Here is a 12,660-nt window from a genome sequence, read left to right on the forward strand (position 1 = left end):
AGTTGCCATGAAAGCCTTCGTACGAAGCGCGCTGGCGGCCGTCGCCGTCGCCGCCACCCTGTCCGCCTGCACCACCACGAGCGGCGACACGGACCCGGAGGCGGCCGGGTCGATCGTCGTCAGCGGCACGTATCCGATCGAGTCGATCGACCCGCACAGCGCGGAGGGCGGCGCGTCCGGCAAGGACCTGATCGGCCAGGAGATATTCGGCCGGCTCACCCGGCCCGACCCGCAGGGCAAGATCATCGCTGACCTGGCGACCGAGTGGTCCGCCGACGCCACCGCCACCTCCTGGACGTTCACGCTGCGCAGCGGGGTGACCTTCTCCGACGGCTCCGCGCTCACCACCGACGACGTGGTGGCCTCGTTCCGCCGGATGCTGGGCGGCGACAGCCCGGCCGCCTCGAACTTCACCGGTGCCAGCATCGAATCATCCGGGCCGGACAAGGTCGTCATCAAGACGGCCAAGCCCGACGCCGCGCTGCCGAGCAAGCTGGTCACGTTCTTCGTCCTGCCGAAGACGGTCGCCCAGAAGGACGTTGCCTTCTTCAAGGCCCCGGTGGGCTCGGGTCCGTTCACCGTCAAGTCGTTCACCCCGGGCGAGACGATCGTGCTGGCCGCCAATGACAAGTACTGGGGCGGCAAGCCGAAGCTCGAAACGATCACCATCCGCTCGATCCCGGAGATCGCGGCCCGGTTGACCGCCCTGCGCACCGGCGAGGTCGACCTCGTCTGGGGAGTACCGAACGATCAGTTGGCGGACCTGAAGGCGGACAGCGACCTCAAGACCGAGGCGGTCGCCACCAACCAGGTCTACACGATGTGGTTCAACTCCTCGATCCCGGCGCTGAAAACCGCGGCCGTGCGCAACGCGCTGTGGAAGGCGGTCGACTTCAACACGATCATCAAGAGCCTCTACCCGGAGACCGGCGCGCTCGCCGACGCCCCGGTCGCGCCGACCGTGTTCGGCTACAGCCCGCAGCAGCCCAAGACGTACGACCCGGCGGCGGCCAAGGCCGAGCTCACGTCGGCCAATTTCGACTTCAGCAAACCGCTGCGCCTACAGTTCGCCAACCCCGAGTTCCGCCCGTTCAACCAGGCGGTCGTCTCCGACCTGTCGAAGATCGGCGTCAAAATCGAGCTGCTGGAGAAGGAACAGGCCGTCTTCATCAAGGATCTGATCGCCCTCGACTGGGACGTCAACTTCCAGATGCTCGGCACGGCCGGCTTCGACGCCGCGTCGAACCTGGGCCGGCTCTACACCTGCGCGGCCAAGCGCAACGGCTACTGCAACCCGCAGCTCGACGAACTGCTCGCCAAGGCGGGGAGCACCGGCGACGAGGGCGAGCGGAAGACGGCGTACGCGGCGGCCAGCAAGATCATTTGGGATGACGCGGTCGGCATGTACCCGATGACCGTGCGGACCGCGTACGTCTGGAACAAGCGCCTCCAGGACTTCACCCTGGACGCCGGCGGTTACCCCGACTTCGCCAAGGCCACGGTGAGCCAGTCGTGACACAGGGCGCGGATTCCTACCGGGCGGCGCAGCGGCGCCTGGCCCGGGGCTGGAACACCTGGGACACCCGCAGCCTGCTCACCCAGGCGCTGCTACCCGAAGGGCTCGCGGTCACGCTCGGCCTCAAGGAGTACTACCGGGGCAACGACCTGCAGCGCGTCCAGATCGGGCGGCGGGAACCCGACGCGGAAGAGGTGACCCTCGGCCCGCACGCGGTCGACGGCGGCTACACCGCGGTGACCGTGCGCTGGCGCGACATCGAGGTGCTGGTGGAGAGCGCACACGCCGGCGCCGACCTCGTCGTCCTCGCCACGCCGCAGGCCAACCAGGCCCAGCCGGCGACGCTGACCGTCTCCGTGGCACTGCTGTGGAACCGTCCGGGCACGGTCTGGCGGGTTGGCGCCAACGTCGTCGCCGACCTGCCAGACCGCCCCGGACCGATCGGCGTCCACGGCACCGCCCCGCAGGTCGACGACCCGCACGTCGACCTGACCGGGCCGTACCTCGCGATGCGGCTGGACGGCCCGGTCGGCGTGTCGACCGGCACGCCGCGGGAACTCGACGAGATCCGGCGGCTGGTCGACCTCGCCCGGGTACCGCCGGCCGCGCGCGACGACGCCGACGCCATGCATCGAGAACTCGTGCGCGACGCGATCGCCTGGAACACCATCTACGAGCCGGCACACGACCGGGTGGTGACCACGGTCAGCCGGCTGTGGAACGTCGGCAAGCGCGGCGGGTACGCCCTGTTCTGCTGGGACAACTACTTCAACGCGCTGCTCGCCGGCACGTTCAGCAAGGACCTGGCATACGCCAACGCGGTGGAGATGACCCGGGAACTCACGCCGGACGGCTTCGTGCCCAACGTGGCCCAGGGCACCGGCCGGCGTACGCTCGACGGCTCCCAACCCCCGGTCGGGTCGATGGCGTCGTGGCAGCTCTATCTGCGCTTCGGCGACCGGTGGTTCCTCGAGGAGGTCTTCGACGGCCTGCTGAGCTGGAACCGGTGGTGGTGGCGGGTCCGCCGGCACGGCGACCTGCTCTGCCTCGGCTCTACCGCGTTCCAGCCGGAATGGCCGTCGCCGCAGGACATTCCCCGCATCGACCAGCACTTCGGGGCCACCTGCGAGAGCGGCTGCGACGACCACCCGATCTTCGCCGACATCCCGTACGACCGCTCGGTCGGCCTGATGCTGGCCCACGACGTCAGCCTCAACAGCGAGTACGCCATGGACTGCGAAGCCCTGGCGAACATCGCCGACGCGCTGGGGCACGACGCCGAACGGGACGAGGTCCGCAAGCGGGGACGGGCGGTCGCCGCCGCCATCGAGGACCGCCTCTGGTCCGACGAGACGGCGTCCTACCGCAGTCGCCGTACCGACACCGACGGGTTCACCGCCGACATCTCGCCGATGAGCTTCTATCCACTCCTGGCCGGGATCGGCGCGGACGGCCGGGGCAAGCGGATGGTCGACCACTACCTGCGCGACGAGACGTACTTCGGCGGCCGGTGGGCGGTGCCGTCGACGCCGCGCAGCGACGTCGACTCCGCCTCCCGCAGCTACTACTGGCACGGTCGGGTCTGGCCGCCGATGAACTTCCTGGTCTACCTGGGGCTGCGCCGGCTCGGCCTGGCGGACGACCAGCGGTGGCTGGCCGAACGCAGCGGCGAGCTGGCGTTGCAGGAATGGCACGCGCACCGCCACGTGCACGAGAACTACTCGGCGCACACCGGCGAGGGGTGCGACAAGGCCAACAGCGAGCCGTTCCACTCGTGGGGCGCACTGCTCAGTCTGGTCGCGCTCATCGAGAGCGGCGCCGAGCCCTATTTCCGTGTTCCTGAGGAGGAGTATCAGTGAAACTTGCGCACAACCGGGCGGACGTGCTCGTCGTCGGCGGCGGTCTGGGCGGTGTGGCGGCAGCCCTCGCGGTGCTGCGGCGCGGCCGGACGGTGCTGCTGACCGAGGAGACCGACTGGTTGGGCGGTCAGCTCACCACCCAGGCGGTGCCGCCCGACGAGCATCCGTGGATCGAGCGGTTCGGCTGCACGGCGAGCTACCGTGAGCTGCGCGACGGCATCCGCGAGTACCACCGGCGGTGGTATCCGTTGAGCGAGCGGGCGCGGACGGCACGGTTTCTCAACCCGGGCGAGGGCACGGTCAGCCCGCTGTGCCACGAACCGCGGGTGGCGGTCGCCGTGATCGACGCGATGCTCGCGCCCTGGATCGCCACCGGCCGGCTGCGGGTGCTGCTCGGGCACCGGCCGGTCGCGGCGGAGGTCGACGGCGACCAGGTCCGCGCGGTCGTCGTGGAAGACCCGGCGGGCAACCGGGTCGAACTCGGCGCGCCGTACGTGCTCGACGCCACCGAACTCGGCGACCTGCTGCCGTTGACCGGCACCGAGCACGTCACCGGCTTCGAGTCGCAGGCGGAGACCGGCGAGCCGCACGCCCCCGCGCAGGCGCAGCCCGCCAACATGCAGGCGTTCTCCTGGTGCTTCGCGCTGGAGCACCGTGCCGGCGAGAACCACACCATCGACCAGCCCGACGAGTACCACTTCTGGAGTACGTTCCGGCCCGACTTCTGGGGCTCGGAACTGGTGTCCCTGACCGCCCCTGATCCGCGCACGCTGGCGCCGTACACCCGGACGTTCGTCCCCAATCCCGCCGCCGACGGCGAGATCGTGGCCGATCAGAGCGTGAGTGCCGGCGACAGCGACCTCTGGATCTTCCGGCGGATCGTCTCGCGCGGCACCTTCGCCCCCGGCCTGGTCGACAGCGACGTCACCCTGGTCAACTGGCCGATGATCGACTACTTCCTCGGGCCGCTGATCGGGGTCGGCGAGGAGGAGAAGGCCAAGCACCTGGCGTCGTCGCGACAGCTCAGCCTGAGCATGCTCTACTGGCTGCAGACCGAGGCGCCCCGGCCGGACGGCGGCACCGGCTGGCCCGGCCTGCGCCTGCGCGGCGACGTGCTCGGCACCGCCGACGGGTTCGCCAAGGCCCCCTACATCCGGGAGTCGCGGCGGATCCGCGCCGAGTACACAGTCGTCGAGCAGGACCTGTCCCTCGACATCCGGGGCGAGCGGGGATCCGTGGTCTACCCGGACAGCATCGGCGTCGGCGCCTACCGGATCGACCTGCACCCGTCCACCGGCATGGACAACTACATCGACGTGGGCTCGACCCCGTTCCACGTGCCGCTGGGCGCGCTGCTGCCGGTCCGCACGGAGAACCTGCTGGCGGCGTCGAAGAACATCGGCACCACGCACATCACCAACGGCTGCTACCGGATGCACCCCACCGAGTGGAACATCGGCGAGGTCGCCGGAGCGCTCGCGGCACACTGCCAGGCCAACGGCCTGAGCCCCCGGCAGGTCCGCGCCGACGCACGCCGGCTCGAGGACTTCCGCGCGGAACTGGCCGCCGACGGTGTCGAGCTGGGCTGGCCCCGGATAGGCGGATATTGATGACCACGATGGACGGGACCAGCACCGCGACCTCGGCCACACCCGTACTGACCGTGCGGGACCTCGTCGTCGAGGCCCGCCGGCCGGACGGTGCGCCACTGCGCATCCTCGACGGCGTCGGGTTCGACGTGGCGGCCGGGCAGACGCTGGGCGTGGTCGGCGAGTCGGGAAGCGGCAAGACGATGACCGCGACGGCGGTGCTGGGCCTGCTGCCGCCGGGGGTGTCGGTCACCTCCGGCGGGATCCGGTTCGCCGACCGGGAACTGGTCGGCCTGCGCGAGTCGCAGCGCCGGGAGTTGCGCGGCAAGGGCATCGCGATGGTCTTCCAGGACCCGCTGGCGGCGCTGAACCCAGTGCAGCCGGTCGGCCAGCAGATCGGCGAGATTGCCCGCCGGCGCGACGGGCTGTCCCGGGCCGCCGCCGGACGGCTCGCCGTCGACCTCCTCGAACGGGTCGGCGTGCCCGATCCGGCCGGACGGGCGCGGGCCTACCCGCACCAGCTCTCCGGCGGACTGCGCCAGCGCGCGGTGATCGCGATGGCGTTGGCCGGCCAGCCGAGGCTGATCCTCGCCGACGAGCCGACAACCGCGCTGGACGTCTCGGTGCAGGGCCGCATCCTCGCCCTACTGACGAAGATCCAGGCCGAGGACGGCGTATCGGTGCTGCTGATCAGTCACGACCTGCGGGTGATGTCGCACGCCGCGCAGCAGGTTGCGGTGATGTATGCGGGGAAGGTCGTGGAGCGCGGGGCCACCCGCGAAGTGCTCCACAGGCCGCGGCACCCGTACACGGCGGCGCTGGTCCGCTCGGTGCCCGCGGTGCACAGCCGGTCGGCGCCGGTCGCGCCGATCCCCGGGAACCCGCCACGACTGGCGGCGCTACCGACCGGATGCCGGTTCCACCCCCGCTGCCCGCTCGCCGTCGAACGGTGCCGGGTGGAGGAGCCGGTGGCCAGAGAGGTCGGACCCGGCCGGGTCGCGGCCTGCCACCGCGCCGAGGAGGTGCTGCCATGACCGAGCGGAGCGAGGGCATCAGCAAGCTCGGTCCGACACGTCATGGCCGCGACGAGCGAAGCGAGGAACGGGCATGACCGAGCCGCTGCTGTCGGTGCGGGAGGTGTGGACGACGTTCAAGGCCCCGCGCGGCAAGGGTGGCCGGCGCCAGGAGATCCAGGCGGTTGCCGGCGTCGACCTGACCGTCGGCGAGGGCGAGACAGTCGGGCTCGTCGGCGAATCGGGCTCCGGTAAGTCCACGCTGGCCCGAACGATCGTCGGCCTGGAGCGGGCCCGCAGCGGCACGGTGACCTTCGCCGGCACCGACGTCACCACCGGGTGGTCTCGGCGGCTGCGCCGCGATGTCCAGATGGTGTTCCAGGACCCGCGCTCCTCGCTCAACCCCCGGATGACCGTGCGGGACATCGTCGCCGAGGGCTGGCGGGCGCACCCCGGACTGGTCCGGCCCGGCGGCCACGACGCGGAGGTCGCCCACCTGCTCGAGCAGGTGGGCGTCGACCCGACCCTGGCCGGCCGGCGCCCCGCCGAACTCTCCGGCGGGCAGTGCCAGCGGGTCGCCATCGCCCGGGCCCTCGCACTCCGCCCCCGCCTGCTGGTCTGCGACGAAGCCGTCTCGGCGCTTGACGTGTCGGTCCAGGCACAGATCCTCGCCCTGCTCGCCCGCCTGCGCGAGGAGCTGGGCCTGGCGATGCTGTTCATCTCCCACGACCTCGGGGTGGTGCGTCAGCTCTCCGACCGGGTCGCCGTGATGTATCTCGGAAAGATCGTCGAAACCGGGCCGGCCGAGCAGTTGTACACCTCACCCGAGCACCCGTACACCCAGGCGCTACTCGCGTCGGCACTCGAACTCGACCCGGACGCCACCCCACCGACGGCCCTCGCCGCCGAGCCGCTCGAAACCACCCCGTCCCGTTCGGAGGACCGCACCGATGCCGCCCCATCTGCTTGATGGCGTAACCGTTCCCCTGGTCACCCCGCTGGACCCGGACCGGCGACCGGACCCGCCCGCCGCCCGCCCGCTGCTGGACGCGCTGGCCGGTGCCGGCGTCACCACGGTGATGCTGCTGGGCAGCAACGGCGAGGGCCCGTCGGTCCCGGCGACAGCGGTCGGCCGCTACGTCGTCCCGGTCGCCCGGGACTGGCGGGAGCGGGTGGGCCCGGCGGCGCGGGTGCTGGTCGTCGCGTCCGGCGCCGGCACCGCCGAGACCCTCGACCGGGCCCGCGCGGCGCTGCCCGCCGAGCCGGACGCGTTCGTCGTCACCGCCCCCTACTACTTCCGGCACACCGCGACCGAACTGCGCGCCCACTTCGCCGCCGTGGCCGCGCTCGGTGTGCCGACCGTCGCCTACAACATCCCGCGCTACACCGGCAACCCGCTGGACCCGGACCTCGTGGCCGTCCTCGCCGACGAAATCGGCGTGATCGGCATCAAGGACAGCTCCGGCGACGCCGGACACCTCGCGCGGCTCTGCGCGCTGGCCCGGGAACGGCCCGGGTTCGCGGTGAGCCAGGGCGCCGAGACGGCGCTCGTCGACGGACTCCGCCAGGGCGCCGCCGGCATCACGCCGGGCCTCGGCAACCTCGCCCCGGCGCTCTGCGTCAGCCTCGTCGACCGCTGGCGGGCCGGTGACGAGGCCGGTGCCCGCGACCGGCAGGCCCGGCTGGACGCGATCGGTCGCATCCACACCATACGACCGGGGGTGGTCGCGATGAAGACGGCGTTGAGCCTGATCGGCCTCTGCCCACCCACCGCGGGCGCCCCGTTCCTGCCGTACGAACCGGCCGAGGTGGCGGCGCTGCGCGCGGTCCTCGAACCACTGGCCGGCGACCTCGCCGCGCCGCTGATCGGTACCCCCGCGACGGCACCGAGGTAGGGCCTGCGTCACGGTCGCGGTCGGGCAGAGGCGGAGTCCGGGCGGCGATCCGGCAATCCCGGTCGCCGCGCGGGCCGCGCAGGCCGGCAAGTGGCTCGACGCAGGCCCCTGGGGGACCTCGGAACGCGGTCGCTCAGAGGTCCTCGACCAGGAGCCGCTGCGCCAGGGCGAGCAGGCCGGCCCGCCGTACCGGGTCGAGCGGGTCGAGGGGGCGGATGGTTCGGTAGCCGCGCGGCGAGGTCCCGTAGGCCGCCCGGAAGCGGCGGGAGAAGTGGAACGGGTTGATGAACCCGCACGCCTCGGAAATCGCGCCGACGCTGAGGTTGCTGCGCTCCAACAGGATGGCGGCCCGGGCCAGCCGGATCAGTTCGACGGCGCCGACCGGACCGAGGCCGAACCTCTGCCGGAAGATCCGGGCGAGGTGGCCGGGGGACACCCGGGCCGCCGACGCCATCTCGTCGAGCCGCAGCGCCAGGGCCGGCCCGCCGCGCCAGGTCGCGCGGAGGTGGTCGGCCAGCCGGACGAGGTGCTCGGGCAGCGCCGCCTCGGCCGCGTCGGCGACCGGGCCGTTGACGAACAGATCGAGGAGCCAGCCCAGGACCTCCGGCGTACGTGCCGGTGCGCCCTCGACCTCCGTGCCGCCGAGCCAGAGCAGGTAGCGACACAGCGCGGGGAGCGGATCGGCCGCCGAGAGCGGTCGGATCAGCGGCCACCGCGCGGGCGCACCCAGCGACCCGGACTCGTCGAGATAGAACGTGACATACGCGTGGACGCAGGCCTGGTCGAGATCCCAGGCGTAGCGCTCCCGCAGGCCGGGGCGGGAGAGCAGCAACATTCCGGGCGTCAGGATGTGCTCGTGGGCGGCCGAAGGGTCACCGCCGGCCTCGGAGTACTGCCACGAGGCGCGTCCGGCCAGCATCCAGACGAACTCGAAGCAGGGCAGCACCCGGGGACCGAGTGTCGCTCCGGGTGGATAGTGCGCGACCGCAGGTCCGTTGCGGATCCGTACCCGGACCGGCGGCGATGTCATGAACAGACAGGTTACTGGGGAGCCTCGGACATGGCCCGGCAGCCCGCCCCCGCCGATACTGGACAAGGCAAATCAGCCCTTCAAAGCCGGGGAGAACCGATGCCCACCAGCCAGTTGGCCGCGCCCTCGACGCGGTCGGTCGTCCTACACGACACCGTTTCCGAGGCGCTGATTGAACAGGTTCGCGAGGACGGCTACGGCGTCCTGCGCAACGCGCTGTCGGCGGCCGAGGTGGCCGAGATCAACGCGGAGGCCGTCCGGCTCTGCCGCGGCGAGCTGGGCGAGATCGGCCAGGGGCCGCAGACCTCGGTCGACGAGTCCGACGCCGACGTACTGCGCCGCTACCTTTGCATCCACCACCCGCACAAGCTGTCGGACGTCGTCGTCCGGTCGCTGTCGTCCCCGCGGATTGTCGACGCGCTGACCAGCGTGATCGGACCGAACGTCAAGTCCATGCAGTCGATGCTGTTCATCAAGGCCGAAGGCCGGCCCGGCCAGCCCTGGCACCAGGACGAGTACTTCATTCCGACCCGGGACCGATCGCTGACCGCAGTCTGGATCGCCCTGGACGACGCGACGGTGGAGAACGGCTGCCTCTGGGTGCTGCCCGGCTCGCACCGCCGGGGTGTGCTCTATCCGGACCGGGAGCAGGACGACCCGCGCTTCGACTGCTCGATCGAGGCGTACGACTTCCCGTACACCGACGCCGACGCGGTACCGGTCGAGATCCCCGCAGGCGCCGCTGTGATCTTCAGTGGTTACCTGCTGCACCGGTCGCTGCCGAACTCGGGCCGGCACGGCTACCGCCGGGCGCTGGCCCACCACTACATGAGCGCGGAGTCGCCACTGGGCTGGAAGGTGCCCCCGGACACCTCTCCGGCGCACTGGGACTTCCGCGACGTCGTGCTGGTGGCGGGCGAGGATCCGTACGCGTACAAGGGCATCACCGACGTCACCCGGGCCTACGTGCGGCCCGACAAGGAGGGCGGCTGCGACCGCTGACCACGCCGCCACGCCGAAGGGCCCGGGTGCTCGATGACATCCGGGTCCTTCGGCGCGCGTCACCCGCAGTGGACTGGAACTACCGCTGAGCCGCCGCGAAAGGCCCGCGTAGTGCTCCAGAATGGCTTCACTGGCTCTGAGCTTGGGCTTTGGGTCCGGTCAGCTTGCTATGCGGTACTCGTTGATGGGGCCGCCGACGGCCTGACGGCGTTCGATCCGAGTCGCTGGCAGGGGGATGACGGTGGGTCGTCGTTCGGGGCGAGTTGGCTTCGGCCCTGGTGGGGCCGATGCTCATTGAAGTGGCGCGCGTAGTCGCGAAGGATTTCTCGGCGTGGTCGCGGTTGAGCAGCAGGACCCGGTCGGTGCACTCCTCTCGTACGGAGGGCACGAAGCGCTCCGCGTGCGGGTTGCAGTTCGGGCTGCGCGCGGGATCTCGACTACAGTGACGCCCTCGCTAGTGAAGACGGCGTCGAACGCCGCGGTGAACTTGGCGTCACGATCCCTGATCAGGTAGAGGAATCGGCTGGCGCGGTCGCCGATCTCCCACAGGAGCTGGCGCGCTGCTGGGTGGCCCAGCCTGCGGTCGGGTGGGCGGTGACGCCGAGGATGTGGACCCGGTGGGTACGCACCTCTATGACGACCAGCGCGTACAGGCGGTGCAAGCCGATGGTGTCGAGATGGAAGAAGTCCGTGGCCAGCAAGCCATTGGCCTGCGCTTTGAGAAAGGCTGCCCACTCGTGCCGCGCATGGCGGGAGCGGGGTGCGGGGCCGAGTCCTGCGGCGCGGAGCACTGCGTACGGTTGCCGCGCTGACCTTGTGGCCGAGGCGTCGCAGCTCGCCGTGCACGCGGCGGATTCCCCAGCGGGAGTTCTCCGCGGCGAGTCGCAGGATCAGGTCGCGGACTTCCTCCGGTAGCGGTGGGCGTCCCGGTGACGGCGGATGCGTCCACCTCATGGTGACCAGGCGCCGGTGCCAGGCCAGGAGGGTGCGCGGGGAGACGATTCGGTACCCGCGCAGGGCTCGGGGGAGCAGGCGGGCGAGGGTGGCCAGCAGCGCTCGGTCCGGCCAGCTGGGCCGGGGCAGTTGCCCGAGCAGGAGGTATCACAACTGGATGGCGGACGGTTACTGCCGCTACGGCTAAGACATCTGCGTCTTGTTGTTGACACCAGCCACGGCCAGATGTACTGCCCAGGGAGGTTGCTGACGCTGCTGGGAGTGCACTCACGCCGCGAGGTGCAACGGGCGCGGTTCCGCACCAAAGCTGCGATGCAGGCCCAGGTGACGCAGCGAGGCCGTCACCTCGGTGGTCGCCCACCCTACGGCTACCGGCTCGCCGACGCCGGCCCACATCCGAATCGGGCACACGCCCGCTGGGGCCGCAGGGCGCACCGACTCGAGCCAGACCCGCATACCGCCCCGCACGTGGAGTTGATGTTCGCCCAGCGCCTGACCGGCCGCAGCGTCGCCGTGATCACCCGCGACCTCAACCAGCGGCAGGCGCCCTGCCCGTCCCGCGCCGACCCTGACCGCAACCCACGCCGCACCGGCCACCGTGGGACGCTACGCACCGTCGCGGCGATCCTCGGAAACCCCCGCTATACCGGTCGGCAGGTGTGGAACCGGCTACGCGACCACAACCCATTGATACGGCAGGTGACCTGTTCGCCCGGGCGGACGCCCGCCGCTGGAACGCGACCCAACAGTGGGTGATCTCCACGGCGCCCGCTCACCCGGCGTTGGTCAGTGAGGCAGACTTCGTCGTCGCGCAGCAGGTCAACGCCGTCCCCGGCCCCGACGACTGTCGGACTCGCCGCTACCTGCTCGTGGGGGCTGATTCGCTGCCGGCTGTGTGGACGGATGATGGACTCGCACTGGGTCAACAACCACGCCAGCTACCGATGCCGGCACGGCAACCGCAGCAGCACACCCACCGGGCCTGGCCGCCCCCGCAACGTCTACATCCACGAGGCCAGAGCCATCGCTCGCATCGCTGTCTAGCTGCGGATGCCTCCCAGCAGCCCGCCGGTGGTCGCCGACTACCTACGCGGGCACGATCTCATCGTCACCTGCGCCGCTGGCGGACACATCACCTCGGAGCACGGCCCCGCCGCAGCAGCGCGCCAGACCACATCGATCCCACGACCAGGATCAACCACAGAAACCCTCGCCGCCCGCCCTCACCAAATGTGAAGAGCTTGTGTGGGGGTTAACGTGTCCGAATACCGTAACCCCACACGAAACCAGAATCGGAATTTTCATAATTCCCGGATCGGGGGTGCGGGCGTAGCAGTCAGGGGCCACGGTGGCCGCTACGGCCGCATGGTCAAGTCTCCGGGCACCCACGGCCCGCCTCGACGGTGGTCTGGTCGAGGATCGCCACGGCTGGATCAGCGAGGGTGAGTCCGGACACCATCGGGCAGTGTTCTGGCCCGCGGCGCAGCCTTGCCCAGGTCGAACTGGCCACCGGCCGAGTGGGTCGACTGGTACAACAACCAGCGCGGCCCAGCGAGGCGGTTGGAGTTAGCAGCTGAGGTCTCTGCAGAACCCGGGCGGTTCACTGTCCATCGATCGTTCGGATGACGTTGGATGATGGGACGGCTCGGTAGCGGTGGCCCGGCTGTCGATTCCTGTGCCCGGAGACTGCGTTTCGTGCCCTGAAGACCGTAATCTGGCAGTGCCTGTCACTGATTGCTACTCGGATAGTAGCGAGGAAGTGTTGGTGGGTGCCGCGATGCGCGGTAGGTAGCGGTCGTCGG

General features: G+C 70.8%; 11 protein-coding genes and 1 pseudogene. 10 read left to right on the forward strand and 2 right to left on the reverse strand.

Annotated features, from left to right (window positions below; all coding sequences use genetic code 11):
- The first annotated feature begins 7 nt into the window (after positions 1–7).
- The 6 genes from H4W31_RS26415 (at position 8) to H4W31_RS26440 (ending at position 7,872) form a co-directional block, all read left to right on the forward strand.
- Positions 8–1,516 carry an ABC transporter substrate-binding protein gene (locus H4W31_RS26415; protein ID WP_192769118.1) on the forward strand — a complete coding sequence of 503 codons (1,509 nt, stop codon included), beginning with the start codon at positions 8–10 and terminating at the stop codon, positions 1,514–1,516.
- Entirely contained in the window at positions 1,513–3,375 is a 1,863-nt protein-coding gene (locus tag H4W31_RS44425; protein WP_192769119.1) for an MGH1-like glycoside hydrolase domain-containing protein, read from the forward strand. Before H4W31_RS26415 ends, H4W31_RS44425 begins: the two co-directional genes overlap by 4 nt.
- A complete protein-coding gene (locus H4W31_RS26425) occupies positions 3,372–4,985 on the forward strand; it encodes an FAD-dependent oxidoreductase (protein ID WP_192769120.1) in 1,614 nt (537 codons plus the stop codon). The genes H4W31_RS44425 and H4W31_RS26425 overlap by 4 nt, the downstream gene beginning before the upstream one ends.
- Entirely contained in the window at positions 4,985–5,998 is a 1,014-nt protein-coding gene (locus H4W31_RS26430; RefSeq protein WP_225945684.1) for an ABC transporter ATP-binding protein, read from the forward strand. Before H4W31_RS26425 ends, H4W31_RS26430 begins: the two co-directional genes overlap by 1 nt.
- A gap of 73 nt (positions 5,999–6,071) precedes the next feature.
- On the forward strand, positions 6,072–6,947 hold the full coding sequence (locus tag H4W31_RS26435; protein WP_192769121.1) for an ATP-binding cassette domain-containing protein: 876 nt from the start codon (positions 6,072–6,074) through the stop codon (positions 6,945–6,947).
- Positions 6,928–7,872 carry a dihydrodipicolinate synthase family protein gene (locus tag H4W31_RS26440; RefSeq protein ID WP_192769122.1) on the forward strand — a complete coding sequence of 315 codons (945 nt, stop codon included), beginning with the start codon at positions 6,928–6,930 and terminating at the stop codon, positions 7,870–7,872. Before H4W31_RS26435 ends, H4W31_RS26440 begins: the two co-directional genes overlap by 20 nt.
- 133 nt (positions 7,873–8,005) lie before the next feature.
- Here the strand turns inward: H4W31_RS26440 and H4W31_RS26445 are convergent, their stop codons facing one another.
- Entirely contained in the window at positions 8,006–8,902 is an 897-nt protein-coding gene (locus H4W31_RS26445) for a helix-turn-helix transcriptional regulator (protein ID WP_192769123.1), read from the reverse strand.
- A 99-nt stretch (positions 8,903–9,001) separates the two neighbouring features.
- Here H4W31_RS26445 and H4W31_RS26450 point away from each other — a divergent pair, with 99 nt between their 5' ends.
- Positions 9,002–9,904 (forward strand): phytanoyl-CoA dioxygenase family protein, encoded by a 903-nt coding sequence (locus tag H4W31_RS26450; protein WP_192769124.1) that lies wholly within the window; start codon positions 9,002–9,004, stop codon positions 9,902–9,904.
- A gap of 587 nt (positions 9,905–10,491) precedes the next feature.
- On the forward strand, positions 10,492–10,716 hold the full coding sequence (locus tag H4W31_RS26455) for a hypothetical protein (protein WP_192769125.1): 225 nt from the start codon (positions 10,492–10,494) through the stop codon (positions 10,714–10,716).
- Between the two features lie 40 nt (positions 10,717–10,756).
- On the opposite strand, the pseudogene H4W31_RS44850 reads toward H4W31_RS26455, so the two are convergent.
- A pseudogene (locus H4W31_RS44850) lies at positions 10,757–10,858 on the reverse strand (integrase catalytic region); the annotation flags it as partial.
- Between the two features lie 312 nt (positions 10,859–11,170).
- Here H4W31_RS44850 and H4W31_RS43130 point away from each other — a divergent pair.
- Both H4W31_RS43130 and H4W31_RS44855 read left to right on the forward strand, forming a co-directional pair.
- Positions 11,171–11,614 (forward strand): recombinase family protein, encoded by a 444-nt coding sequence (locus H4W31_RS43130; RefSeq protein WP_225945685.1) that lies wholly within the window; start codon positions 11,171–11,173, stop codon positions 11,612–11,614.
- Positions 11,615–11,647: 33 nt separating this feature from the next.
- Positions 11,648–11,902 carry a recombinase zinc beta ribbon domain-containing protein gene (locus tag H4W31_RS44855; RefSeq protein ID WP_404825623.1) on the forward strand — a complete coding sequence of 85 codons (255 nt, stop codon included), beginning with the start codon at positions 11,648–11,650 and terminating at the stop codon, positions 11,900–11,902.
- Positions 11,903–12,660: the final 758 nt, after the last annotated feature.

It is taken from the genome of Plantactinospora soyae (assembly GCF_014874095.1).
In the GTDB taxonomy this organism is placed as follows: Bacteria; Actinomycetota; Actinomycetes; order Mycobacteriales; family Micromonosporaceae; genus Plantactinospora; species Plantactinospora soyae.

Bases quoted from the DNA above. Each gene is read 5' to 3' on its own strand.
- H4W31_RS26415 (WP_192769118.1), top strand. From the start codon at position 8: ATGAAAGCCTTCGTACGAAGCGCGCTGGCGGCCGTCGCCGTCGCCGCC.
- H4W31_RS26430 (WP_225945684.1), top strand. From the start codon at position 4,985: ATGACCACGATGGACGGGACCAGCACCGCGACCTCGGCCACACCCGTA.
- H4W31_RS26435 (WP_192769121.1), top strand. From the start codon at position 6,072: ATGACCGAGCCGCTGCTGTCGGTGCGGGAGGTGTGGACGACGTTCAAG.
- H4W31_RS26440 (WP_192769122.1), top strand. From the start codon at position 6,928: ATGCCGCCCCATCTGCTTGATGGCGTAACCGTTCCCCTGGTCACCCCG.
- H4W31_RS26445 (WP_192769123.1), bottom strand. From the start codon at position 8,902: ATGACATCGCCGCCGGTCCGGGTACGGATCCGCAACGGACCTGCGGTC.
- H4W31_RS26450 (WP_192769124.1), top strand. From the start codon at position 9,002: ATGCCCACCAGCCAGTTGGCCGCGCCCTCGACGCGGTCGGTCGTCCTA.
- H4W31_RS43130 (WP_225945685.1), top strand. From the start codon at position 11,171: ATGCAGGCCCAGGTGACGCAGCGAGGCCGTCACCTCGGTGGTCGCCCA.